31 protein-coding genes and 1 riboswitch are annotated in these 25,474 nt (G+C 40.6%); of the genes, 17 read left to right on the forward strand and 14 right to left on the reverse strand.

The window, feature by feature from the left end; all coding sequences use genetic code 11:
- The first annotated feature begins 1 nt into the window (after position 1).
- The gene (locus tag PQ511_RS01130; RefSeq protein WP_273850101.1) at positions 2-844 is read left to right on the forward strand and encodes a sugar ABC transporter permease; all 843 of its coding nucleotides are present in this window, start codon (positions 2-4) and stop codon (positions 842-844) included.
- 166 nt (positions 845-1,010) lie between these two features.
- Positions 1,011-2,051, forward strand: coding sequence for a LacI family DNA-binding transcriptional regulator (locus PQ511_RS01135; protein WP_273850102.1), 1,041 nt, complete (start codon positions 1,011-1,013; stop codon positions 2,049-2,051).
- Between the two features lie 6 nt (positions 2,052-2,057).
- Here the strand turns inward: PQ511_RS01135 and ligD are convergent, their stop codons facing one another.
- The 4 genes from ligD to PQ511_RS01155 form a co-directional block, all read right to left on the reverse strand.
- Positions 2,058-2,960 (reverse strand): non-homologous end-joining DNA ligase, encoded by a 903-nt coding sequence (gene ligD, locus PQ511_RS01140; protein ID WP_273850103.1) that lies wholly within the window; start codon positions 2,958-2,960, stop codon positions 2,058-2,060.
- On the reverse strand, positions 2,927-3,829 hold the full coding sequence (locus tag PQ511_RS01145; protein WP_273850104.1) for an ATP-dependent DNA ligase: 903 nt from the start codon (positions 3,827-3,829) through the stop codon (positions 2,927-2,929). Before PQ511_RS01145 ends, ligD begins: the two co-directional genes overlap by 34 nt.
- Positions 3,826-4,647 carry a non-homologous end joining protein Ku gene (ku, locus tag PQ511_RS01150; RefSeq protein ID WP_273850105.1) on the reverse strand — a complete coding sequence of 274 codons (822 nt, stop codon included), beginning with the start codon at positions 4,645-4,647 and terminating at the stop codon, positions 3,826-3,828. The genes PQ511_RS01145 and ku overlap by 4 nt, the downstream gene beginning before the upstream one ends.
- A 113-nt stretch (positions 4,648-4,760) precedes the next feature.
- Entirely contained in the window at positions 4,761-5,630 is an 870-nt protein-coding gene (locus PQ511_RS01155) for an SDR family oxidoreductase (protein ID WP_273850106.1), read from the reverse strand.
- A 142-nt stretch (positions 5,631-5,772) separates the two neighbouring features.
- Here PQ511_RS01155 and PQ511_RS01160 point away from each other — a divergent pair, with 142 nt between their 5' ends.
- The 5 genes from PQ511_RS01160 to PQ511_RS01180 all read left to right on the forward strand — a co-directional run bounded on the left by PQ511_RS01160 (position 5,773) and on the right by PQ511_RS01180 (position 10,710).
- Positions 5,773-6,930 (forward strand): histidine kinase N-terminal domain-containing protein, encoded by a 1,158-nt coding sequence (locus PQ511_RS01160; RefSeq protein ID WP_273850107.1) that lies wholly within the window; start codon positions 5,773-5,775, stop codon positions 6,928-6,930.
- A gap of 38 nt (positions 6,931-6,968) precedes the next feature.
- A riboswitch (TPP riboswitch) is annotated at positions 6,969-7,071 on the forward strand.
- A 136-nt stretch (positions 7,072-7,207) separates the two neighbouring features.
- The gene (gene tenA, locus PQ511_RS01165; protein WP_273850108.1) at positions 7,208-7,900 is read left to right on the forward strand and encodes a thiaminase II; all 693 of its coding nucleotides are present in this window, start codon (positions 7,208-7,210) and stop codon (positions 7,898-7,900) included.
- A complete protein-coding gene (locus tag PQ511_RS01170; protein WP_273850109.1) occupies positions 7,897-8,475 on the forward strand; it encodes an ECF transporter S component in 579 nt (192 codons plus the stop codon). Before tenA ends, PQ511_RS01170 begins: the two co-directional genes overlap by 4 nt.
- 11 nt (positions 8,476-8,486) lie before the next feature.
- Positions 8,487-9,938, forward strand: coding sequence for an ABC transporter ATP-binding protein (locus tag PQ511_RS01175; RefSeq protein WP_273850110.1), 1,452 nt, complete (start codon positions 8,487-8,489; stop codon positions 9,936-9,938).
- Positions 9,916-10,710 carry an energy-coupling factor transporter transmembrane component T family protein gene (locus tag PQ511_RS01180; RefSeq protein WP_273850111.1) on the forward strand — a complete coding sequence of 265 codons (795 nt, stop codon included), beginning with the start codon at positions 9,916-9,918 and terminating at the stop codon, positions 10,708-10,710. Before PQ511_RS01175 ends, PQ511_RS01180 begins: the two co-directional genes overlap by 23 nt.
- 40 nt (positions 10,711-10,750) lie before the next feature.
- Here the strand turns inward: PQ511_RS01180 and PQ511_RS01185 are convergent, their stop codons facing one another.
- Positions 10,751-10,882 carry a DUF3941 domain-containing protein gene (locus PQ511_RS01185; RefSeq protein ID WP_224595022.1) on the reverse strand — a complete coding sequence of 44 codons (132 nt, stop codon included), beginning with the start codon at positions 10,880-10,882 and terminating at the stop codon, positions 10,751-10,753.
- An 80-nt stretch (positions 10,883-10,962) separates the two neighbouring features.
- Positions 10,963-11,817: a DegV family protein gene (locus tag PQ511_RS01190; protein WP_273850112.1), complete on the reverse strand. Its 855-nt coding sequence runs from the start codon at positions 11,815-11,817 to the stop codon at positions 10,963-10,965.
- A gap of 288 nt (positions 11,818-12,105) precedes the next feature.
- Between PQ511_RS01190 and PQ511_RS01195 the strand changes: the two genes are divergently transcribed.
- Entirely contained in the window at positions 12,106-12,942 is an 837-nt protein-coding gene (locus PQ511_RS01195; RefSeq protein WP_273850113.1) for a YitT family protein, read from the forward strand.
- Between the two features lie 435 nt (positions 12,943-13,377).
- On the opposite strand, the gene PQ511_RS01200 is transcribed toward PQ511_RS01195, so the two are convergent.
- Both PQ511_RS01200 and PQ511_RS01205 read right to left on the reverse strand, forming a co-directional pair.
- Positions 13,378-13,638: a NifU N-terminal domain-containing protein gene (locus PQ511_RS01200; RefSeq protein WP_224879337.1), complete on the reverse strand. Its 261-nt coding sequence runs from the start codon at positions 13,636-13,638 to the stop codon at positions 13,378-13,380.
- Between the two features lie 71 nt (positions 13,639-13,709).
- Complete coding sequence (locus PQ511_RS01205; protein ID WP_273850114.1) at positions 13,710-14,168, reverse strand: GNAT family N-acetyltransferase; 459 nt, start codon at positions 14,166-14,168, stop codon at positions 13,710-13,712.
- A 148-nt stretch (positions 14,169-14,316) separates the two neighbouring features.
- Here PQ511_RS01205 and PQ511_RS01210 point away from each other — a divergent pair, with 148 nt between their 5' ends.
- Positions 14,317-14,973, forward strand: a complete 657-nt coding sequence (locus PQ511_RS01210) for a Dph6-related ATP pyrophosphatase (protein ID WP_273850115.1) — start codon at positions 14,317-14,319, stop codon at positions 14,971-14,973.
- A 26-nt stretch (positions 14,974-14,999) separates the two neighbouring features.
- Positions 15,000-15,581 (forward strand): SGNH/GDSL hydrolase family protein, encoded by a 582-nt coding sequence (locus PQ511_RS01215; protein WP_273850116.1) that lies wholly within the window; start codon positions 15,000-15,002, stop codon positions 15,579-15,581.
- 77 nt (positions 15,582-15,658) lie between these two features.
- Here the strand turns inward: PQ511_RS01215 and PQ511_RS01220 are convergent, their stop codons facing one another.
- The 3 genes from PQ511_RS01220 to PQ511_RS01230 form a co-directional block, all read right to left on the reverse strand.
- Entirely contained in the window at positions 15,659-15,877 is a 219-nt protein-coding gene (locus PQ511_RS01220; RefSeq protein WP_273850117.1) for a DUF3813 domain-containing protein, read from the reverse strand.
- Positions 15,878-15,879: 2 nt separating this feature from the next.
- Entirely contained in the window at positions 15,880-16,023 is a 144-nt protein-coding gene (locus PQ511_RS01225) for a hypothetical protein (protein WP_273850118.1), read from the reverse strand.
- A gap of 88 nt (positions 16,024-16,111) precedes the next feature.
- Complete coding sequence (locus tag PQ511_RS01230; protein ID WP_273850119.1) at positions 16,112-16,951, reverse strand: Cof-type HAD-IIB family hydrolase; 840 nt, start codon at positions 16,949-16,951, stop codon at positions 16,112-16,114.
- A 188-nt stretch (positions 16,952-17,139) separates the two neighbouring features.
- Between PQ511_RS01230 and PQ511_RS01235 the strand changes: the two genes are divergently transcribed.
- The 3 genes from PQ511_RS01235 to PQ511_RS01245 all read left to right on the forward strand — a co-directional run bounded on the left by PQ511_RS01235 (position 17,140) and on the right by PQ511_RS01245 (position 18,748).
- Positions 17,140-17,457: a hypothetical protein gene (locus tag PQ511_RS01235; protein WP_273850120.1), complete on the forward strand. Its 318-nt coding sequence runs from the start codon at positions 17,140-17,142 to the stop codon at positions 17,455-17,457.
- Between the two features lie 121 nt (positions 17,458-17,578).
- Complete coding sequence (locus tag PQ511_RS01240) at positions 17,579-18,346, forward strand: prolyl oligopeptidase family serine peptidase (RefSeq protein WP_273850121.1); 768 nt, start codon at positions 17,579-17,581, stop codon at positions 18,344-18,346.
- A gap of 81 nt (positions 18,347-18,427) precedes the next feature.
- Entirely contained in the window at positions 18,428-18,748 is a 321-nt protein-coding gene (locus PQ511_RS01245; RefSeq protein ID WP_098443103.1) for a metal-sulfur cluster assembly factor, read from the forward strand.
- An 86-nt stretch (positions 18,749-18,834) separates the two neighbouring features.
- Here PQ511_RS01245 and PQ511_RS01250 read toward each other — a convergent pair whose 3' ends face one another.
- On the reverse strand, positions 18,835-20,514 hold the full coding sequence (locus PQ511_RS01250; RefSeq protein ID WP_273850122.1) for a LysM peptidoglycan-binding domain-containing protein: 1,680 nt from the start codon (positions 20,512-20,514) through the stop codon (positions 18,835-18,837).
- A gap of 141 nt (positions 20,515-20,655) precedes the next feature.
- On the opposite strand from PQ511_RS01250, the gene PQ511_RS01255 reads away from it, so the two are divergent.
- Genes PQ511_RS01255 through moaD form a run of 4 tightly spaced genes read left to right on the forward strand, consistent with a single transcriptional unit; the run spans position 20,656 to position 23,106 of the window.
- The gene (locus PQ511_RS01255) at positions 20,656-21,915 is read left to right on the forward strand and encodes a molybdopterin molybdotransferase MoeA (RefSeq protein WP_273850123.1); all 1,260 of its coding nucleotides are present in this window, start codon (positions 20,656-20,658) and stop codon (positions 21,913-21,915) included.
- On the forward strand, positions 21,909-22,412 hold the full coding sequence (gene mobB / locus PQ511_RS01260; RefSeq protein WP_273850124.1) for a molybdopterin-guanine dinucleotide biosynthesis protein B: 504 nt from the start codon (positions 21,909-21,911) through the stop codon (positions 22,410-22,412). Before PQ511_RS01255 ends, mobB begins: the two co-directional genes overlap by 7 nt.
- 2 nt (positions 22,413-22,414) lie before the next feature.
- Positions 22,415-22,876, forward strand: a complete 462-nt coding sequence (locus PQ511_RS01265) for a molybdenum cofactor biosynthesis protein MoaE (protein WP_273850125.1) — start codon at positions 22,415-22,417, stop codon at positions 22,874-22,876.
- Positions 22,873-23,106: a molybdopterin converting factor subunit 1 gene (gene moaD / locus PQ511_RS01270; protein ID WP_273850126.1), complete on the forward strand. Its 234-nt coding sequence runs from the start codon at positions 22,873-22,875 to the stop codon at positions 23,104-23,106. The genes PQ511_RS01265 and moaD overlap by 4 nt, the downstream gene beginning before the upstream one ends.
- A gap of 757 nt (positions 23,107-23,863) precedes the next feature.
- On the opposite strand, the gene PQ511_RS01275 is transcribed toward moaD, so the two are convergent.
- Together PQ511_RS01275 and PQ511_RS01280 are read right to left on the reverse strand one after the other, a co-directional pair.
- Entirely contained in the window at positions 23,864-24,553 is a 690-nt protein-coding gene (locus tag PQ511_RS01275; RefSeq protein ID WP_273850127.1) for a Crp/Fnr family transcriptional regulator, read from the reverse strand.
- 116 nt (positions 24,554-24,669) lie between these two features.
- Complete coding sequence (locus PQ511_RS01280; RefSeq protein WP_273850128.1) at positions 24,670-25,464, reverse strand: undecaprenyl-diphosphate phosphatase; 795 nt, start codon at positions 25,462-25,464, stop codon at positions 24,670-24,672.
- Positions 25,465-25,474: the final 10 nt, after the last annotated feature.

Raw genomic sequence — 25,474 nt, forward strand, 5'->3', positions numbered from 1 at the left:
TATGAGTCCAAAAATGCAGAATACCGTACGCTTAACATTGTCCTATATTGCAATCGCAATTGCATGTGTCATTATTTTGTATCCAGTTCTCTGGATTGTAGGTTCTTCCTTTAACCCTGGTGACAGTCTATCGGGATCATCGATTATTCCGAAAGATGCGACACTTGATCATTACAAGTCGTTATTTAACACCGCTGAAAGTGACTACCTACTGTGGTACTGGAACACGCTGAAGATTTGTATCATTACAATGATTCTAGCTGTAGCTATGATCTCTTGTATGGCCTATGCTTTCTCCCGCTATCGTTTTGTTGGTCGTAAAAATGGGTTGATGACTTTCTTAATCCTTCAAATGATCCCAAACTTTGCGGCACTAATTGCCATTTACGTTTTGGCTTACATTACCGGATTATTAGATACGCATTTTGCGTTAATCCTTGTTTATGCGGGTGGGTTACTTCCGATGAATACATGGTTAGCCAAAGGGTATTTTGATACAATTCCAAAAGAACTAGATGAGTCAGCACGTATTGACGGAGCAGGGCACTTTCGGATTTTTTGGCAAATTATTTTGCCACTTGCGAAACCAATTCTTGCTGTAGTAGCACTATTTAGCTTCATTACGCCATTTACGGACTTTATCCTTGCGCAAGTGATCCTAAGAAGTGAAGAAAAATTCACGCTTGCTGTAGGACTTTACAAAATGATTTCAGATCAGTTCGGTAATGAATTTACAACATTTGCTGCTGGGTCCGTATTAATCGCTATTCCAATTTCCATCCTATTCCTATCGCTTCAACGCTATTTTATTTCTGGCCTAACTGCCGGAGGAACAAAAGGCTAAATCGTGACTAGAGAAAGAAGATGAAGAGGAAAGCTTCTCTTATTCCTTCTTTCTCTTTTTATGAGATGTCTTTTTAGGAAGAAATCGTTTACAATAAATGATTAGGTCATTCTAAATGTAAGATGGATTAGCACTAAAGCGCTAGCTTTGTATAGGAGGATTTCCAATGGCTGTAACGATAAAAGATGTAGCAAAACTTGCGAATGTCGCGCCATCGACTGTATCACGCGTCATCGCAAATAACCCCCGTATTAGTGAACGAACGAAACGACGTGTAAGAGAAGCGATGGAAGACCTTGGTTACCATCCTAACTATAATGCAAGAAGCCTTGCCAATCGAAGCACCCAAACGCTTGGCCTTGTGATGCCTAGTTCGGCAGATAAAGCGTTACAAAATCCGTTTTTTCCTGAAGTGCTTCGTGGGATTAGCACAAAGGCTCATGAGAAAGAATACACGCTTTATCTTTCAACGGGCGCTACAGAAGAAGAGATGCTAGAAGGCGTTATGGGAATGGTTCACGGGCGTAGAGTGGATGGCATTGTCATGCTTTACTCAAGAATCGATGATAAGATCATGGCCTTTTTAGAGCAACAGAACTTTCCATTTACGGTGATTGGAAAGCCGTTAGTAAACCCAGATTCCATTACTCATGTGGATAACGATAACTTTCGAGCTGCAAAAGATGTAACCGATCATTTTATTAAAAAAGGCCATACGCATATTGCGTTCGTCGGAGGGAATTTAGATCTCGTTGTTACCGTGGATCGACTAAATGGGTATGAAAAAGCCCTTCGTGAAGCCGATATACCTTATGAAGAAGATTACGTGGTTCACGTAGAATTTCTAAAAGAGGGTGGGCAAGAAGCGGTTATGGAGTTGTTTTCATTAGAAAAGCCACCAACTGCACTTGTGGTTGCTGATGATTTGATGGCACTTGGTATAATGAGCAAACTTGATGAAATGGGGCTATCTGTCCCTGAAGATGTTTCTATCATTAGCTTTAACAATGTCATGCTAGCGGAATATTCCAGCCCGCCGCTTACCTCAGTCGATATCAACATTTTCCAACTAGGCTATCAGGCAGTCAATTGCTTGCTAGAAAAAATTAACGATCCTGATTCAGGAAATAAGCGTGTTTGTGTTCCGCATAAAGTAGTCGAGCGATGGACGGTGAAAACGTTAGATGAAAAGAAAGAAGTAAAATAATCGCCGTTATAGGCGGTTATTTTTTTCTTGGCCGATAAGCCAATTGAGAATCTGTTGGAAGGGTTGTACAATCCTTGCTTCCTCATAGCTTTCAAAAGGATTGGCCTTTCTATTTAATACTTTTTCCATTGAAAATTGGAGTGGGGATAGCTCATCTGTTAATTCGCTCCACTCAATCGGGACAGCTACAAGTCCGTTCTGATTACCTCGTACTGAATAAGGAGCAATAATCGTTTTCCCACTAGCATGTTGAACATAATCAATGTAAAGGCGGCCGTGGCGCTTCTTTTTAAGTCGTTCAACTGTAAACTTTTCAGGGTTCATTTCCACTAAGTAATGGGCTATGAAAGATGTGAAAATTTTAGTTTGATCATATGTGAAAGTATTCTGTGGAAGAGGAATGTGGATCTGGAGACCTTTGTTTCCAGATAATTTCAAAAATCCCGTTATATGAAGGCGATCAAGAGTGATTTTAATTTGCTTTGCTGCTTCAACAGCTAAGTAAAATGCTTCTTGCGAAGGTGGATCAAGGTCAAAGACGATTTCGGAAGGTTGTTCACTTTGATAGGGAGCAAATGGAACATGAAATTCAAGGGCAGCCTGGTTCCCAAGCCAGAGTAAGGTCGGTAAATTTGAACAGATGATGGCTCTATGGTCATGATACTGGACCGTTTGAATGAAATGTGGAGCATATTCAGGACAGTTCTTTTGGTAGAAGGCTTCCCCGTTAACTCCATCAGGATAGCGAATAACGGTTAATGGTTTATCATGCAGAAATGGAAGCATTTGTGAAGAAATCTTTGTTAAATAATGTAGATAGTCTGCTTTGGTGATTCCCATCCACAAAAGCTTTTCAGGATTGGTAATCGTAATATCTATTTCGCCCACTGTGATTGAATGTTTATCCATGTGCAATCCTCCCAAGACTTTTCAAAACAAAACTGACCAAATCTGGGTTGTCTTAATTTTTCTTTATAAAGATCCATGTATTTAAGAGCTAATACGATTCCGGGGTTTACATAAGTAACTCCTGACTTTTCCAACACTTGATTACGTTTCACGACCTCAATTAAAACGGATCTTTCTTCAGAATGAAGTCCATGTGAAAACGTTCCTACCTGATAAATTTCGCCACTTCGATTAACTGCTACGTGAAAATACCCATTACTTTGATCAAACGCGTGTAAAAAAACGTAAGCGATTTTCCAGTTTTTTAACTTTAACCATTGTTTAGAACGTTTTGCAGGGGTATAAGTACTGTTCGTTTTTTTACATATCATTCCTTCCCCATTATTGGCAGTAATGCTTTCCCAAAGAGGATCCGCTTCACTGTATGATTTAACGTAATAAACACTTTTACTTGAAGGGAGTTTATCGATAACTTGCTTAAGATGCGTTTTTCTCTCTTGAAGTGGAGTCGTTAAAAAGACTTCTTGCTTTAACTCTAAAAGATCAAATGCCATAAACGAGAGGTCTTTCTTCTCACCGGTATGGAGGGCTTGAAAGTTAGCCAAATACATATTTTCTATGACACATATTTCACCATCTAAAATACATGTGGGTATAGAGGCTTCTTGAAATAATTTAGTGAGCGAACATGATAAGAGTTGAAATTTCTGATCAAAGCTATAACCATTCCGGCTCGTCAAGATGATCTGATGACCATTCCAATTTAAAATGGCCCGATACCCATCGTATTTCACCTCGTACAACCAGTTCGTTGTATGAGGCACTGAGGTAGTAAGTGTAAGTAGCATAGGAAGATAAGGTGAGGTCATTTAGCAACCTTCTTTTTTCTAGGTGCTGCTTTTTTCTTTTTAGGCGGCGCTTTCGGGCTTGTATCAAGGCTTGCTTGTAAAGCATCCATGAGATCAGCCACATTTTTTTTTGGCTTTTCTTCAACCACTTTAATTTCATTCCCCGAAATTTTACTTTCGATCAGAGCCATCATCGCTTCACGTCGTTCATCCTTGTATTGAGAAGGATCAAATTTAGTTGTCAGCTGTTCGATTAACTGCTTTGCTAATTTTTTTTCTTTATCACTAACTTCTAGTTCTTCTGGAATATCCGGAACATTTCCAATCTCTCTTACTTCATCAGGGAAATACATCGTCTCAAGTATTAATCCCTTGTCATAAACCCGTACAGCCGCAAGGTGTTCTTTCGATCGTATTGTGATTTTCGCGAGTCCAATTCTACCGGACTCTTCCATTGCTTGCTTTAACAACATATAAGGCTTCGTCCCTTGCTCATTAGGTCCAATAAAATATGAACGATTGAAGTAGATGGGGTCTATATCACTTAGCTCAACGAAATCGACAATTTCAACGGACTTGTTTTTTTCATGGGCTAGTGCTTCAATTTCATCTTTTTCCATAATGACGAATTTGCCATCTTCATATTCATATCCACGCACAATGTCTTCCGATTCCAGAGGGCGATCACAAGTAGGGCAACGCTTCTCATATTGAATCGGAGTATGGCATTCTTTATGAAGGTAGCGCATCTTTATGTCCTTATCTTCCGTCGCAGCATAGAGCTTAACAGGAATATTCACTAACCCGAAGCTAATGGCCCCCTTCCACATCGTATGCATTTCACTCACCCTTTCCAATTCTTTTCCTTAGTTTCTCATGAGAATGAAAAATCATAATAGAAAATGGTGGGAAGTGTTCGGGAAGGAAATAAAAAAACCTCCGATGGAGGTTTTTAAGTGGTGATGAATTGTCCACCATTAATGTGAATGGTTTGGCCGGTCATATACGAAGAGCCATCTGAACCAAGAAGCACGTAAGCGGAAGCTAATTCTTCGGGCTGTCCAGGGCGCCCCATTGGTGTGTTGGTTCCAAAATTCTTAACCTTTTCTGCAGAAAAGGTAGAAGGAATGAGGGGTGTCCAGATTGGTCCAGGAGCTACGCTGTTCACTCGGATTCCCTTGCCAACAAGAGATTTAGCAAGACTTCTCGTAAAGGTTGTAATCGCTCCTTTTGTACTTGAGTAGTCAATTAGCTGTTCATTCCCTTCATAGGCCGTAACGGACGATGTGTTAATAATTGCACTACCTTTCTTGAGGTGAGGTAGTGCTGCTTTCGTTAAGTAAAACATGGAAAAGACGTTTGTGCGAAACGTTTTCTCAAGTTGCTCGGCTGAAATCTTTTCAATTCCCATTTGAGGATGCTGCTCTGCTGCATTATTAATTAAAATATCGAGCCTCCCAAAATGTTCAATGACTTGCTGGACCACATTGGTTGCAAAAGCTTCGTCTCCAATGTCACCGGGCAATAAGAGGCATGCTTGTCCCTCTTCTTCAATTTGTTTCTTCGTATTCTGAGCATCTTCATGTTCGTTAAGATAGACGATCGCTATATCAGCGCCTTCTTTTGCATAAGCAATGGCAACTGCTTCTCCAATCCCGCTATCTCCCCCAGTAATAAGGGCAACTTTACTTGCCAACTTTCCTGATCCTTTGTAATCGTTATCCTCTGTTAAAGGGAGAGGATTCATTTCTTTTTCGGTTCCAGGTTGGTGATTTTGATGCTGAGCAGGCTGTCCGTCTGTTTGTCTAAAATCGGGACGCATATCATCACTCCTTTCAGATTGTTTCATGTAAAAGTTTGCCAATTTATATGTTTTCTAAACCTAATCAAAGAGAAGTAATGATGAGCGGTACATTACATGATAAAATGAATCGTACCTAAATGTAGTTTGTGAGGCGAGAGACATGAACGTTGGTCTAAAAGAATCTGAATTTAAAGAGCAGCTTGCTTCTTTTTTAGAAAAGAGTCAGCCAATCATTGTTGAAAAATGGCTAATTGGAGCAAAGATTTCTGAGGATGATCCTTATTATGAAGAGATTATAAAAAATGGAAAGCGGACGGTTGAGCTGATTTCTCGCTATATTCGAGTGCAGGATGAAAGTTGGATCATTACGCTAACAAAAAAAATCGCCAATGAACGAATTGAGGCAAATGTCAATATAGGCGAATTTATTGCGAATATTAACTTTGGGCGATCCGTTGTGCTATCTGTTCTAAATGAATCCTCTTTTAACAGAGATGAACTGTCAGAAGGTCTACAAATTATAAATAATTACTTTAATGCTTATTCTTATCATTCAGTTACGGAATATACGAAGTTGAAAGATAGTATTATCCAGGATAAAAATAAATTTATACAGGAAATGCATAGCGATCGGTTAACGATCCTTGGTCAACTTGGAGCAAGTTTTGCACATGAGTTTCGGAATCCCTTAACTTCTATAAAAGGCTTTTTGAAACTTATTGAAGATGAATGTGAAGCAAGTTCAGCCAATCATTATTTTGAAATTCTAAACAGTGAAATGAAGAGTCTTGAAGAAAAGGTTAGCCAATTTCTCTTCTTATCGAAAATGCGAGGAATCGATGATCGACCTCTTTCTTTAAACTTAAGTGGCTTATTAAGGTATACAATTGAGATTCTTTACCCCCGACTTCTAGAATCGAATATAGAAGTGGAGACTGAAATTATGCCGGATATTCCGTTATTTGGTGTTGAGGAACAAATCAAACAAGTCATCTTGAATATTGTGATTAATTCGATCGAAGAATTAAATGAAAATATTATTGAAAATCGTAAAATTACTTTAAGAGCACAAGAAAATCAGGGGCGAATCATCATTGAAATTTCGAATAATGGAAGAGAAATTTCTTCCCATCTCGTTGAGAGTATCTTCCAACCGTTTATTAGTACGAAAAAGCTCGGTACTGGACTTGGCTTGTCAGTTTGCAAACAAATCATTGAAAAACATGAGGGCATGATTTCTGTTCAATCTAACCCTCAACGAACAACATTTGTCATCGAGCTTCCGGTAATGGTTGACAAAGGTGTGAAAGAAGAGTAGCTTAATAGTTATCAAACTAACATTCAAAAAGCTTTTTATATATCCACTAGGGGAGTCATTTTAATGACTGAGACAGGCATGCCTGGACCCTTTGAACCTGATCTGGTTAGCGCCAGCGGAGGAAAGTGGAGACGGATGCCATCGCAGCCGCTCCATTTCTGGAGCGGCTTTTTAACGTAGTAAAAAACGTTGAATCGCTTTAGAAATGACGGGATTATCGGCATTCAAGCTCCTTTCCTCTTTATCAGTTGGATGAAAAGCGGAGAGGAGTTTTTTTATGTCATTTACAGAACAGTTAAGAGAGGAAGCTGCACCAATTTTTGAGGCGATTTTTAAACATCCTTTTGTGAGAGGGATCGCGGAAGGAAAGTTAGGAAAGGAACAATTGGTACATTACGTCAAGCAGGATTTTGAGTATTTGAATACGTTCGTACGAATTTATGGAATTGCGTTATCAAAATGTGATACTCGCGAGGAAATGACTCTTTTTCAGGAGCAAATTTCTTTTGTCCTCCATAGTGAAATTCATCCACATAACAATTTATGTCGCGCAGCAGGCGTTTCATATGAAGAGCTACAAGGCTACCCACTTGCACCGACTGCACACCATTATACGAGACATATGCTTGATGCGGCACACTCTGGAACGCTAGGTGAAATTGTTGCGGCTCTCCTACCATGTCCGTGGACATACCTTGAAATAGGCCAGCGTTTAATGGAAGAGGTCGATCCTAAACGAGATCATCCTTTTTATGATTGGATTACGTTTTATGGAGAGAAGTCAATGGAACCGGTGACGGATCAGCTAAGAAAGATACTTGATGATTGGGCGGAGACAGCACCAGAACGAGAATTGAAGCGAATGAAAGACTATTTTATTCTTAGCTGTCAGCTAGAGTACGGTTTCTGGGAAATGGCATATCAAGTAGAAGAGTGGCCTGTTTCGTTACAGGAAGGTGAGCATGTATGAAACGTTTAAAGCTTTCGGACATTTTGATTACAATTGTGATTGCCCTTGTTTTTGGGATTATTTATAAATTGTGGGGGCCGGTCTATAACATCTTTAAACCATTTGGCCTCCATATTGGTGATGTGATTTACGGAATGTGGTTTATTGCGGGTACAGTGGCCGTTCTTCTTCTACGTAAGCCAGGTGTGGCACTACTTGCAGAAACGGCTGCAGCTTCTGGTGAATTTTTGGTTGGTTCTGAATATGGATTATCTGTTCTTCTATATGGAGTTGTTCAAGGATTAGGAACGGAATTAATGTTTGCCTTATTTGGATATAAACGATACACCGCATTTGTTGCGGCGCTTGGAGGCATAGCGGCAGCAGTAGGCTCTATTGTAATGGATGCTGCCTATGGATACGTGATGGATCTTGCGCTATGGAAATTACTTCTTCTCATTGGTGCTCGTTTAATCGGTGGTTTTCTATTAGCTGGACTTCTTGCTTATTTCCTTGTAGAGGCTTTAGAGAAAACAGGCGTGACTAGCTTGATTAGACCAGCAAGTGATGAGGATTATAAAGCATTGGATCAGTAAGGAGTGATGAGATGAAAGTAGGTGTATCTAACCTTCGTGTGAAATACGCGGGAGCGGACACGCTGTTATTCAATCGATTGTCTCTTGAAATTAAAGAAGGGGAAAAGGTCTTATTTCTTGGTCCGAGCGGGTGTGGGAAATCAACTCTTCTCCAAATATTATCCGGTTTAATACCACATGCCGTTCCAGTGCCTATGAAGGCTGACGCAAAAAGCATTCCAACATCTTCAGGTGTCGTATTTCAAGATCCAGATTCTCAGTTTTGTATGCCATATGTGGATGAAGAAATGGCCTTCGTATTGGAAAACCGCGCTGTCCCTCAACCTGAAATGGAAGGATTGATTCGTCATTATCTTGAAAAGGTGGGTCTTACCTTTAAAGATCCGCATATTGAGATTGGTTCCCTTTCACAAGGGATGAAACAGCGACTTGCCATTGCCTCGATGCTTGCACTTGAGCCAGACGTCATTTTTTTGGATGAACCAACAGCATTACTTGATTCTGCAGGAACATCAGATGTATGGAAAACAATTAAGCTAATGAATGCCAAACAAACGATGATTATCGTAGAGCACAAAATTGATGAAGTGATCGATTTTGTAGATCGCATCGTCCTTTTTGATTCAGAGGGGATGATGATCGCAGATGCTGACCCAATAAGTGTCTTTTCATTTTATAAACATAAGATGAAGGAATATGGGATCTGGTATCCAGGCGTATGGGATGAGCATGCAAAGGAAAAAAAACTTCCTGCTCCATATGTGAAAGGGAAAGAAATTCTTGAAATCAATCAGTTAAAAGGGTATCGAGGCAAAATACCTAAGATTGAAGTGCAGCATAAAACAGCTCATGAAGGAGAGTGGATTGTTCTAACCGGAAAGAATGGAGCCGGAAAAACCTCTTTTCTTTTAAGTTTAATGAATGTGATGAAAACGTCTGGTAAAAAGAGAGTTATGAATAAGGAATTAAAAACCATCAAAGCCTCCCGTGAACAACTTGCATTTGTTTTTCAAAATCCAGAATTTCAGTTTGTCACAAATTCTGTCTACGATGAGCTGGCGTATTCCCTTGAAATGATGGAAGACATAGGTGTCGAACAAAAAGTACACCAATGGCTTGAGAACTATGATCTTAAGCAAGTTCGAACGCTTCATCCGTACCAGCTTTCTACAGGTCAAAAAAGAAGGTTAAGTGTTGGAACGGCTATGTTTGGTGCACAACCGATCCTTTTGTTAGACGAGCCGACATTTGGTCAGGATGCACGCAATACCTTTAAGTTACTCGCTTTATTTGAACAATTAAGGGAGAATGGAATGCTTATTTTGATGGTAACGCATGATGAGATGATTGTTCGAAATTATGGAACACGAGAATGGGTCATTGAAGAGGGTAAGCTAACAGTTGATCGAGATCTTAGGAGAAGGGAAGAGAGGCAGCATCATGCAGTGGACTTTACAGTATAAAGAAACGTGGCTTCATCGTTTAAATCCATCTTTCAAATTGGTGTTCATTTTAGCGTTATTTCTCCTTCTTTTGTTTGTTCACAATCCGAACTTCATTAGTAATGTAACAGTGGTTCCATTCATACTCGTCATGTTCGCAACAGGACATCGAAAGAAGATACTAGCCATTTTAATGATTCCATTCTTGTTATTATTTTTCTCAAGCGCATCTAGCATGATGTTTTTCGGTCAAGGGACAACGACTTGGTGGAAGTGGGGAATCGTTCATATGACCGAAGAGAGCTTTTTTCGAGGTCTTCATATCGGATTTCGAGCTTTAAATTTCGCATTGCTTGGACTCTTATTCGCTCTTACAACGAGGCCAGTATTTCTCTTCTATTCCCTCATTCAACAGTTAAAAGTACCGCCTCGTTTTGCCTATAGCTTTATGGCGGCAGTTCGCATTCTTCCAGTTATGATGGAGGAATTTCATCAGCTAAGAGCTGCGTTGCTTATTAGAGGAATCAAAAAGAAAAAAGGGTTCGCTCGGATCATGCAGTCAGTGTCACTTTACGCGGTGCCATTGCTTTCTCAAAGTATTCGAAGGGCTCATCGGATTGCAGTTGCCATGGAGGCGAAGCAATTTAATAATAAAGAAAGAACGTATTATTACAAACAGACTCTCTCTAGAGTAGACGTCTACTTTCTCATCTACATCACGATAGGTTTTTCCCTTGCTTATTGGGTAGGAACAACATTTCCTTACTTTGATCTAACAGATGTTAGAAATTAAAAACCGGCTAAAAATAGCCGGTTTTTTGATTCCTTGATTCCTACAAATGGTCAGTATCCTTAGAATACTGATGCTTTCCGCCTTCACGGTTTTCTTCTTTTAACCTGTTTTTTAACATCCGTTTGGCATTCTTATCAACTGCTTTTTTATTATTATCTTTGGTCGATGACACGTTAAGTCCTCCCTTGTTGTTAGGATTGCCATGCACAATAATAGAGTACACGATTATGCGACATCCTATGTAATAGGGAGTTATTTATTTAAGAAAAACAAAGCAAGTGTTCCTGGTCCTGAGTGAGAACCAATTGTGGCGCCAACTTCATGAATGACAAAGTGCTCACTTCCATATGTGTCTTGAATGGCACTTTTGAGTTTTTCTGCACTTTCAAGGTCATCTCCATGTGAAATGCCGATTAATTGCGACTGAAGATTAACGCCGCGTTCCTGCATGATATCAACCATACGCTTGGTGACTTTGTTTTTACCCCGTATTTTCTCAATCGGAACGAGCTTTCCATCATCGACATGGAGCACCGGCTTGATTTTTAACATGCCGCCAAAGAAAGCAGAAGCTTTACTTACTCGACCACCACGCTGGAGAAATTCAAGGTCGTCTACTGTAAAGATGTGCTCCATGTGTGTGAGGTAGTGACTGTGTAAGCTCTCGGAAATCTGTTCGAATGATTCGCCATTCTCAGCAAGCTCAGCAGCATGAATGGCCATTAGACCATAACCAAGGGAAGCTGCTTTTGAATCAATCACTTCCATTTGAACGTCTGGAAATTCTTCCTGCACTTCGTTTTTGATAACTGCAGCAGATTGATAAGTACCTGAGATCCCAGATGAAAGGGCAATATAGATAAAAGGTTGTCCTTTTTTGGCATATTTCGTAAAGGTTTCTCTCATTCTTGCTGGTGGAATTTGCGACGTCTTCGCCATTGTTCCTTCACGTAACGTTTTATATAATTCTTTTGCTTGAATTTCTTCTCGGTCGTAATATTCTTGGTCACCGATGATAACCATCAAAGGCATAATGTCAATTTGATGCTTAACTACAAGATCCTCTGGTAAGTCTGAAGCACTATCTGTAATAATTTTAACGTTCATAATGGACCATCGTCCCTTCTTCATTTAATAAAATACGTATGTAGCTTTCCACTTGTTTTCTTAAAGTTTATCCCGTTGTCCGAGTGAAATCAATCCTATTGCATGAGTGGAATAGAAAACAGTTGACGTAGATAAAATTGTTTGTTTAGATAAACATGGCAAAGTCGAAATGATTTGTTCTTCCCTTAACGTTGAACAAAAACGATTCTAAATTAAAAAAGTTTTTTAGCTCTCATTTAAAATTCTGTAAACGGGTTTAGCTCTGTTTCAAAAAAGAAGGTGTATGAATTGGAAGAAGTAAAAAAAATAATTGTTATTCTCTTAGGTGCAATTCTAGGAGCTGTATCTCTAAACTTGTTTCTCATTCCCGCAAACGTTTATGCAAGTGGGTTTACAGGGATTGCACAGCTCATTTCAAGTGTACTAAGTGACTATACACCGATTAATATATCCACTGGTATCTTACTCATGTTGCTCAATATTCCTGTTGCGATTCTTGGGTGGAAGAAAGTAGGGAAGTCCTTTACATTATATAGTGTGATTAGTGTAGGAGCCACCACTATTTTCCTAGAAATCATTCCAGTTCAAGCACTTTCAGAAGATATCCTGTTAAATGCAGTGTTCGGTGGTGTGATTGCAGCAATCGGAATTGGTTTCACATTAAAGTGGGGGGCTTCTACAGGCGGAATGGACATCGTAGCGATGATTCTTTCTAGAATGAAAGACCGTCCAATTGGAACGTACTTTTTTAGCATGAATGCCATGATTATTCTAACAGCAGGTATGCTATACGGTTGGGAAAAAGCGCTATACACGCTCGTCACGTTATATGTATCTTCCCGTGTGATTGATGTTATTCATACTCGTCACGAAAAACTAACTGCTATGATCGTTACATCAAAAGGTGATGAGATGCAAAAAGCTATCCACGATCGGTTGGTAAGAGGAATTACCAAACTTCCTGCTAAAGGAGCTTATCGTGGCGAGCCAAAAGAAATGCTGATGATCGTTGTCACAAGGTATGAACTTTATGACCTGGAGCATATTATTCAGGACATCGATCCAACCGCCTTTACCAACATCGTCAACACCACAGGCATTTTCGGATTCTTCAGAACAGAATAGAAAAGCGAAGACGAGCGTTTAGAAACGGTGATATTGGAGCTCATGAACTAGAACCCGCTTTTTGTGTTCTGGTGAAAGAGCGAAATATCGCAGTTTCTGCGAGTCGTAGCTAGATCTCAAGAAAAGCGGAAGCGTCCGTTTAGCCTCGAAAAGCGCTGGAGCCTCATAAAAAGAACACGTTCTTTGTGTTCATTTTAAGGGGTGAAGCGATCGAGAGGCTGGGCGCTGCAGCTAGATCTCAAGAAAAGCGAAAGCGTCCGTTTAGCCTCGAAAAGCGCTGGAGCCTCATAAAAAGAACACGTTCTTTGTGTTCATTTTAAGGGGTGAAGCGATCGAGAGGCTGGGCGCTACAGCTAGATCAAGAAAAGTGAAAGCGCGCCGGTTATCGGCCACAACCTAAAAAAGTTCCCCAGGGCTTGTCCTGAGGAACTTTTTTTATGCGTTATTAGAGATGGTTTCCTTCACTTCAGGAAGTAAAGTATCCCAATCAGCTTCAGGCATTTTGTTAATTGTAATAAAATCCTGGTAACCAAATACATTATCAACGCCATCTAATTTTAGAAGGGCAGCTGCCATCGCATGGTCAGGGGTATCATTCTTCTTAAAAGAGTGACTGGAAGATCCTTCGAAAAGCTGTTGGTCAGCTGTGATTTTAACGGCATTTGGGTTTGGTGTACGGTCTACGCGTAGTTCCATAGTATACGCCTCCTTTCGCTATCACCTATTAGTGTATCAGAAATGCTCTTACCAGCAAATAACCATTCCAATTAAGAAGAGAACGTAAAGCCGTATCGTTTTGAAACGATGTCGTGAAAACCAAGTGAATTATACAAATGTTTCGTAACCGCATTATTAATTCCCGTTTCAAGTTCGATCCCTTTAATGCCCTCATTTTCTGCCCAATAAATGACGTGAAGAAGTAGCTTTCGACCAATCCCTTGGTTTCGTGTATCTGGATCAACGAACAATTCATTTAACCAAATATAAGGTCCTCCACTAGCTAGACTAACTCCGATATTAAAAAAGGCTACGCCAAGTACGTCATCGTCAGATTCTGCAATGACAATTCTAGATGCTGTTTGTTCTTCAAGGGCAAGCTTTACTCCTTTAACAAGCTTTTCATAGCTTCCATTCTGATCAGAACGGGTAATTTGCTTCATTAATAAGTTTGAGACCTTTTCAATCATTTCTTCATCTGTCTGGCTCGATAATTGGTACACATTCATTACCGTTCCACCTCCGTCATACTGTTTCGACCCCATTACCTTCAATCCCTTTTAAGAGGTCAGGAATAAAATATTAATTTAATTGCTGGATATTTGAAACATTCAGCCATTTCTATTCGTCTATAAGAGTAGGGAAGGAGCTTATAAGATGAATATCGTTTTTTCATGGAGCTCTGGAAAAGATAGCGCCATGGCATTATATGATTGTTTGACAAATTCTCAATTACAAGTGAAAAAATTATGGACAACGGTGAATGAAACGAATAGATCCATTCCATTTCACGGAGTCGATACAACATTGTTAAAAAAACAGGCAGCTGCCATTGAACTCCCTCTAACGTTAACCAATTTACCAGATAACTGTACAAATAAGCAATACGAGGAGCTTGTAGGGGAACAATATGACTTGTTTCTGAGAGAAGGGATGGGTGGCGTTGCGTTTGCCGATTTGTATTTGGAGGACATTCGGCACTACCGAAATGCGCTACTACAAGATCATCATCTTAAAGGTATCTATCCCTTATGGCAACAATCAACTCTACATACAGCGAGACGATTTCTCTCAAATGGATTTAAAGCAATTATTACGTGTGTTGATGAATCGTACCTTAAGGCTGATTGGGTAGGAAAACCATTTGATTCTGCTTTTTTAGAAAGACTTCCTCAACACGTCGATCCGTGTGGAGAGAATGGGGAATTTCATACATTTGTTTATGATGGACCGCTATTTTCTAAGGCTGTTTCTTTTGAGATTCTCGAAATCATGCAACAGGGATCATATCAAACAGCACGTTTAACTTTTTAGGCAAGGAAAGAAAGGAGGAGGAAGAAATGCCTGTACTTGTTTGTTTTGGGGATTGTCTAACTGCTAGAGAAGTGGACGATAAAGGAAATGAGCGACTAACATCTAGAATTAGAGGAGCTCTTGATGAATGGATTGTCATCAATGCAGGTTCAACCCCGACTTCACGAGAGGGAGTTTCAAGGTTTCAATCAGATGTGTTAAGTTACCAACCTGACTATGTCACGATTTTCTTTGGTACGCAGGAAGCATGCCTCATTGATGGTTCAGACATAGGGGAGTTTGAAAGAAATATAGGATATATGGTGAACAATCTTCCTCCTGAACGAGTGATTCTTATTTCACCCTCACCGGTAATAAACGAGGAGAATGCTTCAGTAACAAATCAGAAAATTGAAGGGTATGCAGAAAAAATTCGTTTTCTGGCAAAGAAATTTGGAACGAGACATATTGATCTCTGGAAACTGATTCATGAAAATCGAAAAAGCAACACGCTTTATGAGAAGGATGGTGTTCAGCTAAGTTCAAAAGGGTATAAACTGATCACAAAAGAAGTATTGAGGTCTCTGGGGCGAAAAGCAAGAATGAAACCGATCATTAAATTATTCTAAAGAAGTGACTGCATGCAATTGCCGTTATGAACGAAGAAAGCCCGTCACTTAGTGACGGGCTTTCTTCGTTAGGAAACTTAAAAGGGTTTATTGGATGCTTCATGGCTAAGTTCTTCAATGACTTCCTGGTAGGAAGTGAGCTGTTCTTTTTCAGCGCTAGTTGATTGATGGAAAGCTGCAGAAAGATTGTTTAGGGCAACGTTAATTTGATTCTGTGTATCTGGATGTCCACTCGAAGCCATTTGTTCTGCTCTTTCTACTGCTTCACGGGCAAGTTGGAAATATCGATTTCCCATCTTCATTCACCACCAGATAAGTTTTCTTGTTGTTGTTTTTTTCTTTGCTGACTGCTTAAACTTGTCAAGTCGTGCTGATCCATGTTTTGCACGGCACGATCCGCACCTTCTTTAATCATCCGTTTCCCTTTGCTGTTCTTTGCCATGATTGAATCCCTCCCTTTCCTTTATAGGATGAGTTCAACGAACGGTTATTATTCCGCATTACTTGACCTATATAGAAAAAAAGACAGCTTATGATAGCTGTCTTTTATCCGAAGTTGAGAGTTTCAATCTTTCTTCAAGAAAAGTGGCAATCCCATCTTCTTCATTTGTTATGGTCACTTCATTAGCGATGTTTTTCAACTCGTCAATTGCATTCCCCATCGCAACGCCTGTACCCGCATATTCGATCATTTCAAGATCATTGTCTTCATCACCAAAAGCAATAATTCTCTCTTGGGGGACGTTGAAGTGAGCGGCTAAGCGCTGTAAACCGACTGCTTTATTTAACCCTGCTCGAACAATTTCAATAATATTCAACGGAGCAGCCCAGACTCTGTGTTCTATCATTTCCGCATGATGATCCCTTAACATTTGCCTTAGATCGGCAAGCTGCTGCTCATGAGGATGGATAAGAAGAGACGTTGGGTCATCCTTTAGATTCTTATGAATCTCCCCCGTAAAAATGGAGGAATCATTCATGATCATATTCTGCATAATAAGCTCGTCATGCTGATGAAGGTAAACATCATCAAGCACTTCCGCCATCATATTTTTCACATTAATCTCTTTACAGGAAGAAACGATTGATTTTGCCGTCGTTAAGTCCATTGGAGAATGATGAGTTCCAAAAGAGGGATCGAGGGGGTGATGAACAAATGCCCCGTTAAAATTAACGATCGGAGAATCAAGTGCTAGTTCATTATAATAGCGAACGCTAGCTCGATAAGGACGACCTGTTGCGATCGCGACGTGATGACCTTGCCTTTTCGCTTCAAAGATAACAGATTTCGTACGTTCTGAAATATTCTTTTCGCTGTTTAACAACGTGCCATCAAGATCAATTGCGATTAGATGTGGTTTAGTTGTCATAGAAGCTCCTTTGAAAAGTGTCTTTTTGGTATAGCACCTACAAGCTTATTGTACATGGCATAAGATTAAGTGTCTATTTTGTCATATTAAAATTTTGACAAGAATGTTAAAAGGAAACGATAGTCGTTTGAGGAATAATTAAGAAGGGTACACTTTAACTATCATTCCATTGGAGGTGGCAGTCGATTATGACTAAGAAACAAACATGGCTAATATCAAGTATTGCGGCAGGGACAATCGGCATTTCATCCTATTTGTTAAAGGATGAAGAAAAGAGAGCGAAATTAAAAACAAAAGCAAACGGATTGCGTAAGCAGGTGACAAAGAAATTCAGTGACAGCTTGCCAATCGAAAAAGCAGGAAACCCTACAACTCCTGATCAATCTGAGGATAGCGGAGATAGCAAGATGGTTTATGAAGGATCACAGTTTCCAACGCAGTACTATAATAAATTAGAAAACATGAAATCAGTTGAAAAAAGTCACGAAGAGCAAGTGAAAAATTAATGAACTTGACATGCAAGCGTAGCTTGCATGTTTTTCTTTGCTAGTCCTCCTTTAAATTTCTCATGTAACCATATGAGTGGTACGATAGATAGGACGGTTACAAGAGGAAAGGGGTAAGTTCATGATTACAATTGTAAATGAATACATAGAGAATATACCCGTTCTACATATCGTAGACAGGGAACTTGCGGAGAAGAAACTTCCGCTCGTTATGTTTCAACACGGTTTTACTAGTGCAAAAGAACACAACCTCCATATAGCTTATCTTCTAGCGGAAGAGGGATATCGCGTTCTACTTCCTGATGCTGTTCATCACGGAGAACGTGAAAATGATTTATCTGGGAAAAAGCGTCAGTATGTGTTTTGGGAAATTGTCATTCAAAGTTTAACGGAACTTGACCAACTGAGACAGCATCTCGTTGATCGCAATCTTGTCCAAGAAGACCGAATCGGCATGTCCGGAACCTCAATGGGAGGCATTCTTACGTTCGGGGCCCTTACGCAATACCCATGGATTAAGGCGGCTGTGTCATTAATGGGTTCACCGTCTTACTTCAAGTTGGCAAACGCTCAAATTCGTTATTTGAAAGAAGAAGGATTCAGTCTACCAATTTCTGAAGAAGAAATGAAAAAACAAATTGAAGGCTTACAATCTTATGACCTTTCTTTACAAGAAGATAAACTTGATGGACGTCCACTTATGATGTGGCACAGTACGGTTGACAAGGTCGTTCCATACACCCTTACTTATGATTTCTATCATCAAATTAAACCGCTTTATAAAGGGAAGGAAGAGGATCTTAAATTTATTAAAGATGAGACATCCGGCCATAAAGTTTCAAGAGAAGCCGTTCTGGCCTTAGTGGATTGGTTTAAAACTCATTTATAGAATTAAGGCTTTTCGGTTTAAGTTAAATCTGAATTTGTTATAATGAAAGTTGGAAGCACTTGAATGAAAGGAGAGATTGCCATGTCTGATCAAACTGATCAAGAAATGAGAGATAAATTATTTGAAGCTCTTGAGAACGTGATTGACCCTGAGCTTGGTATAGACATCGTAAACCTTGGTCTCGTCTACGAAGCCGATCTTAACGATGAAGGTGTAGCGCAAGTCGTTATGACACTAACTGCAATGGGTTGCCCATTAGCAGGTACTATCGTCAACGATGTAAAGCGTGCCCTATCCGATGTGGAGGAAGTGAACGATGCTGATGTTAACATCGTTTGGAACCCACCTTGGTCTAAAGATAATATGTCACGCTACGCTAAGATTGCACTTGGTATTACGTGATCATATGAGAAAAGGAAGAGGGAGCTCCCTCTTCCTTTTTGTATGGTGAAGGAATGTAATTAAGCAAATATAATAAAATGACATTTCTATTCTGTGCGCTCAACGATGATTTTTTCATTAATCATCTTCCAAATCGCAGGGTCCTCCATCCCGAGTCGCCATAAGGCTACGCCCTGGACACCAAGTTCATCGGCTAAGCGAATTTTCGCTTCAATACTTTGTTCGTTTTCAAACCAGACTTCGTGCTTATTTCCTTCCTCGTCAGTATAGCGAAAGAAAGGCGTTTTCCGTTCTTCATCAAATTTAACTTCTGCGTTATATTTCTTTTGTAATTTCATTGCCATATCATACGTAACGTACGTGCTTTTATCCTTATCGAGATTAAAGTCAAATCCAAACACAGATATAGCGGAAACTAACTTTTCAGGTGGAATTCTCGTTTTGGCATATGTCATGACTTTTTCCATCCATCCGGCCGTCACGGCGGGACCTGGAGGGCTACCTGGCCAGCCAAATTCGTTGTATAGCATCACGATAAACTGATCCACAGCTTTGCCGATCTCAGCATAATTAAATGGATCTGAAAATGGGTTGACCAGTTCATCCGAAGCTCTTGATGGAACACTTGCTGAGAAGAAATACCCTTTCTTATGAAGTTCTTCCCCGATTGTCTGGTAAAGAAGCGTTAGTTTATCTGCATCTTCAATATAGACATCTTCAATGTCAATATCGACTCCATCAAAATTATATTTTTCGATTAATTTCACGAGGTTCTTTGCAAATGCTCTTCGGTTTTCCTCGCTTGAAACGAGTGTCTGGACCACTTTCTTACTTGGTTCGGTGTCTCCCCTTTTATACAGTAAGTTATGCACAACTGGCATGATTTTGATGTTTTGATCGTGAGCTAGCTGAACAAGCTTCTCGATTTCTCTGTCGCTAAACTTACCGAACTTCTCAATCGTTGTTGGATTTTCCTGGCTAATCCGAAAAAGAAACAGTGCCAGCTGCGAAAGTGCGGAACGATTTGATACAAATGATTTATAAGATGACGGGAGCGACGGGCCTTCTTCGAGCGTATAGTAACCGATAATCCGAGATACCGGCTTTTCATCTCCATGCGGTTTAAATGTAACGAGGCTATCTGATATCCACCCAGTCGTACCATCATAAAGCTGTACTTTGTACCAATTTCCTCGAATGCCTTCAACCGCAAATTTCGCTCCAGTCCTCATTTGAGCAATGATGTTATACCCTTTACCTGGACCCGTTCTCACGTTCGCTCGATCTGCTTTTACTACGACTTCTGTATAGATTGGGATCTTTAACGTTTGCCCGATCGAAAGGGCATCTGATGATAAATCATTTAACGACTGAATGCTTTGAACTGTTGTACCATAATTTTGGGCAATGCTGTAGAGGCTATCTCCTGCTTTAACTGTATAGTCAATTCGCATTGACCGAGTACGATTAAGAGGGATTTCAAGCTGTTGCCCAACATAAATGAGATTAGAGGGGAGTTGATTTAGCTCTCTCACTTCTTCGACTGGAACTTGATAACGCTCTGATATGCTTAGTAATGTATCGCCTTGTTTCACTGTATACGAATAATTTCTTGAAGATGAAGGGATGCGAAGCATTTGTCCGACATAAATAATGTTTGAATTAAGCTGATTTATTTGTTTGATTTCATTGACGGATTGCTCGTGCGTTTCTGCAATTTTAAGTAGCGTATCGCCAGGTTGAACCCAGTACTCTCTTTGAGGCATGATCCTCACTCCTTTCCATATAAGATGCATCACTAACAATCTATTCACCACCCTCTCCGTTCATTCAAGTTTTCCATTGAAACGAATGCGTAAATCTTTGTTACAATGAAGAGGAAAATGTGAACAGATGGAGATGAGATGATGGTCGAGAGAAGAAAACCAATCACTGTGGAGGAAGCTGTTCAAAAGGTAATGAAACTCTCTTATGAGGGCTCGATTGAAACGATTCCTTTAGAAGAAAGCGATGGGCGTTATCTAGGTGTTTCGCTTAAAGCCGATCATGACGTTCCACCGTTTGATCGTTCTCCTTATGACGGGTTTGCAATTCGAGCAGAAGATACATATGAGGCTTCGAAAGAAAGTCCAGTGAAGTTAAAAGTAATCGAGAAAATAGGAGCGGGGTCGGTTGCTTCCAAAGTTCCAAAGAAGAATGAGGCAATCCGGATTATGACGGGTGCGGCCATACCTGAAGGAACAAACGCAGTCATTATGCTTGAGCTCGTTCGAGAAATGGAGGAAGAGGAGCAGCCGTTTATACAGGTGAAACGAAAAGTAGGGAAAGGAGATAACCTTTCTCTTCGAGGAGAAGATACGCAGGAAGGAACCGTCCTTATCGAAAAAGGAACACGTATTTCTCCTGGTGTGAAAGCTCTCCTGGCAACATTTGGTTATGCCAATGTTCCAGTAGCTCGTAAACCTGAAGTGGGTATATTCGCGACTGGTACAGAGCTTCTCGATCCAGAAGAAGAACTTCAACCGGGGAAAATTCGAAACAGCAACTCTCCAATGATAGAAGGACAGGTGAAGGATGCAGGGGCCACGCCGCTTTATTTTGGAAAGTTAGAAGATGATTTTGACACTTGTTTTTCATCCATCAAAAGCGCATTAAATAAAGTGGATCTCCTTATTACAACAGGAGGCGTATCCGTAGGCGATTACGATTACCTGCCAGCCATTTATGAAAAACTCGGTGCTACTGTGTTATTTAATAAAGTAGGCATGAGACCAGGAAGCGTGACAACCGTTGCTGAATGGAATGGAAAATTGTTATTTGGTCTTTCGGGAAATCCTTCTGCATGTTTTGTAGGATTTGAATTGTTCACAAGACCGATCATCAGGCGGGCGCTTTTTTCGAAGTATCCATATCGTCAGAAAAGCAAAGGAGAACTGTTAACAGACTTTCCAAAACCCAATCCTTTCACAAGGTTTGTACGAAGTCGGACAGAGGAGAAGAATGGACGAATTTACGTAAAGCCGACAGGACTTGATAAATCAGGAAGCGTGACCTCTCTTGCTGAAGCAAATGCGTTTACCGTTTTACCAGGTGGAACGCGTGGTTTTGCAGCTGGTGATACGGTTGAACTCCTTCACCTACGTGAGGAAGGATCAGCTACGTGGTAAAAACACCGGTCATTCAAGTGGTAGGCTATCAGAATAGTGGAAAGACGCTTTTTGCTGAAAAATTTATTGAACAAGCTACAGCTCAAGATATAAAAGTAGGCGTGATCAAGCATCATGGGCACGGCACGCCTGATGTGTACGATCAGAAAAAGGATAGTGGCCGCCATCGGAGAGCTGGGGCTGTGGTTACGGGGGTAAGTGGTGGTGGAATGATCTCCGTTCAAGCTACCCAAGAAACAGAGTGGGAGCTTGAAAAGTTAGTTCCTTTATATGATTCCTTTGATCTTGATCTTATTTTAGTGGAAGGGTTTAAGGAAGAGAGATATCCGAAAATTGTGCTACTACGAGATAAAAGAGACATGAACTTGCTGAACAAAAAACACGTCATAGCAACGATCCTGAAAGAAGTTCTCGATGTTTCTGTAGACAATAGCTACCACTATGATCAAATGAATGACTGTATAAAACATGTGTTGAAAGATGTTAGGGGAGGGTAAGAATGGAATTTTATAAGATAACCGCTGATGAAATTGATGTCAATCAAGTGATAACGAGCGTAATCCGCCCTGAGGCCGGGGCAATCAACACGTTTATTGGGACTGTAAGAGAATTTACTGGCGAAAAGCAGACTGTTTCGCTACAGTATGAAGCCTATCCTTCAATGGCTGAAAAACAGCTGACACGAATTGGAGTAGAAATTCATGAGCAGTGGCCTGGTGTCCAAACATCGATTGTTCATCGAATCGGAAAATTAGCGATAAGTGATATTGCCGTAGTGATTGCTGTCGCATCCCCACATCGTGCGGAAAGTTATGAAGCAAGTCGCTATGCGATTGAGCGGATTAAGGAGATCGTCCCCATTTGGAAAAAGGAATACTGGACTGATGGAGAAGAATGGATTGGAGATCAACTTGAAACTACATCATTCAAAAACGGAGTGCCGAAGGAGGAGAAAGAATGATTACCGTTCTTTTCTTTGCGAAACAGCAGGAACAAATAGGATTAGACAAGATCGAACGTGCCGAATCACAACTCGCTGTAGCGGAACTGAAACAAAAACTAATTGAGGACTATCCACAGTTAACTCTCGATCATACAATGATCGCGATTAATGAAGAATACGCGGATGAGGATCAAGTTGTAAACGATCAAGATGTTGTTGCGTTTATACCTCCAGTGAGTGGAGGATGAAAAGGAAAAACACCCCTCGGGGTGTTTTTTTGTTAATTTACGGTTTCGCGGAATTATTTGTTTTTTCGCGGAAATATCATTCAATTTCGCGGAATAAATCAGGATATCGCGGAATTATTTGAAATATCGCGGAAATACGAGACTCCGCTTTTTCCTGAGATCCAGCTGCAGCGCCCAGACACTCGGTCACTTCACCTTTTCATCCGAACACAAAGACCGTGTTCAAATGAAAAGGCTCCAGTGCCTGCCGTGTCTAAACGGGCGCTTCCGCTTTTCCTGAGATCCAGCTGCGCGGGCCAAATCCTCCGGCTGTTTCGCTCTGTAGATTGAGACAAAAAGCGTCTCATTCGACAGAGCTCCAACATCCTGCGGATTTAAGCAGGCCCGCTCCGCTCTTCAATGATCCAGCTGCGACTCGCAGAAACTGCGATATTTCGCTCTTTCACCAGAACACAAAGGGCGTGTTCTAGTTCAAGAGCTCCAATATCTCCGTTTCTAAACGCTTGTCTCCGCTTTTCTGTCTAGCTGCAGTGGGCAGGGTCTCGATCGCTTCACCCCATAAAATGAACACAAAGACCGTGTTCTTTTTATGGGGCTCCAGCGCTTGTCGACCCTAAGCGCCCACTTCCGCTTTTCAATGATCCAGCTGCAGCGCCCAGACACTCGGTCACTTCACCTTTTCATCCGAACACAAAGACCGTGTTCAAATGAAAAGGTTCCAGTGCCTGCCGTGTCTAAACGGGCGCTTCCGCTTTTCCTACAACCTACAAATTGTGATTGGGCAGTCTTCGCAGTGGATGGCGCAGCGGAGGAATTCGAGGTTGTGGATGGTGATTTTTCCCTGGTTGACGGTGATGATGTTGGCTTTTTTAAGTTCACTTAGGATACGGTTGACGCTTTCTCTCGTTAGACCACAAAAGTTACCTAGTTCCTGATTGGTTAGTGGAATATCAATGAGAATATCGTCTTGCTGATGGACGCCGTATGTATTGGATAATCGGATGAGGGTGGAGTAAAGAGCTCCTTTTTTACCGTGTAGCAAAAGGTCTCGGAATTTTGATTGGTTTTTTCTGAAATTTTCTCCCATGAATTTCATGAACTCGGTAGCGAGCAAGGCATCGTTTGTGAGTGTTTTTTCAAGATGAGCTTGTTTAACGAAAGTCGCTTTTACCTCATCGACCGCCCATGCATTTGCAGAGAAGTTAAGTTGGCCTGTATATAGCGCGAGTTCACCGATGAGGTCACCGGGCTGACAAATTTGAAGTGTTAGTTCTCTGCCTTCTGATGTGATTTTATTTAACCGCACATTTCCAGATTGAATCAGAAAAAGGCGATCTGCTTTCATTCCATCCATATAAAGTGGTTCGTCTTTTTGAAATAAAGTGGACTCGCCTTCTTCCGCAATCCACTTTTTCAGGGCGTCAGAGTTGATTGGATCTTTATTCATTTTTAGCCTCCCTGGATCAATTTACGTACTAGTATCCTACTTCACCTTTCTCCACGACAACCGTGATCTCCTTGCCGTTGTCATATTCTATATACAAAAAAACCGGCTTAAGCCGGTTAAAAAATAAGTACGAGCGCTCCTACAATAAAGCAGTAGATCGAGAAATAAATTAAATTTCCTCGTGCCATAATATTCATAAACCATTTCAACGAGTAGTAAGAAGCGGTAAGTGACAATAAAAAGGCTACGATGTAGGGAATGAGCATGTCACCAAATTGAAGATCCCCTATGCTTAAGATCATGGAACCTACGCTAACTGGGATGAACAATAGAAATGAAAAACGGAGCGCTGTTTCTTGTTTCATTCCTAGTCCCATGGCGGCTACAATCGTGGCCCCAGAACGACTAATTCCAGGAATCAAAGCAACAGCTTGAGCTAATCCTACAATGAATGCATCTTTAAAGTTAAGAGAAGATTCGCCTTTTGATCCGCGTAAGTTACGGATAAGCCAAAGCGCGATACCTGTAACAATCAAAGTAGCTCCGACTACTTTAAGACCTTTTAAATGCTCACCAATAAAGTCATCGAACAAAATGCCAAGAACAGCTGCCGGAATTGTAGCAACGATCAGATATACGATGAACATAAATTCGCTTTTTGATTCTTTATCACGTGAAACGACATAGCGTACACCATGAGAAGTGAGACGAATGAGATCGTTTCGGTAAATGAGAAGTACCGCAAGTAAAGAGGCGAAATTCATTAATATCTCGAAGCTTAGTCCTTTGATTTCCAATCCAAATAGTTTTTGCGCTATGACGAGATGTCCACTTGATGAAATCGGAATGGGTTCAGTGAAGCCTTGTAGTAAACCAAGAAATGCGTATTTAAGTAATTCCAACAGTTCCATGAGTATTGTT

Origin of the sequence: Guptibacillus spartinae (genome assembly GCF_028610625.1) — a bacterium.
GTDB classification, from domain to species: Bacteria; Bacillota; Bacilli; order Bacillales; family Guptibacillaceae; genus Guptibacillus; species Guptibacillus spartinae.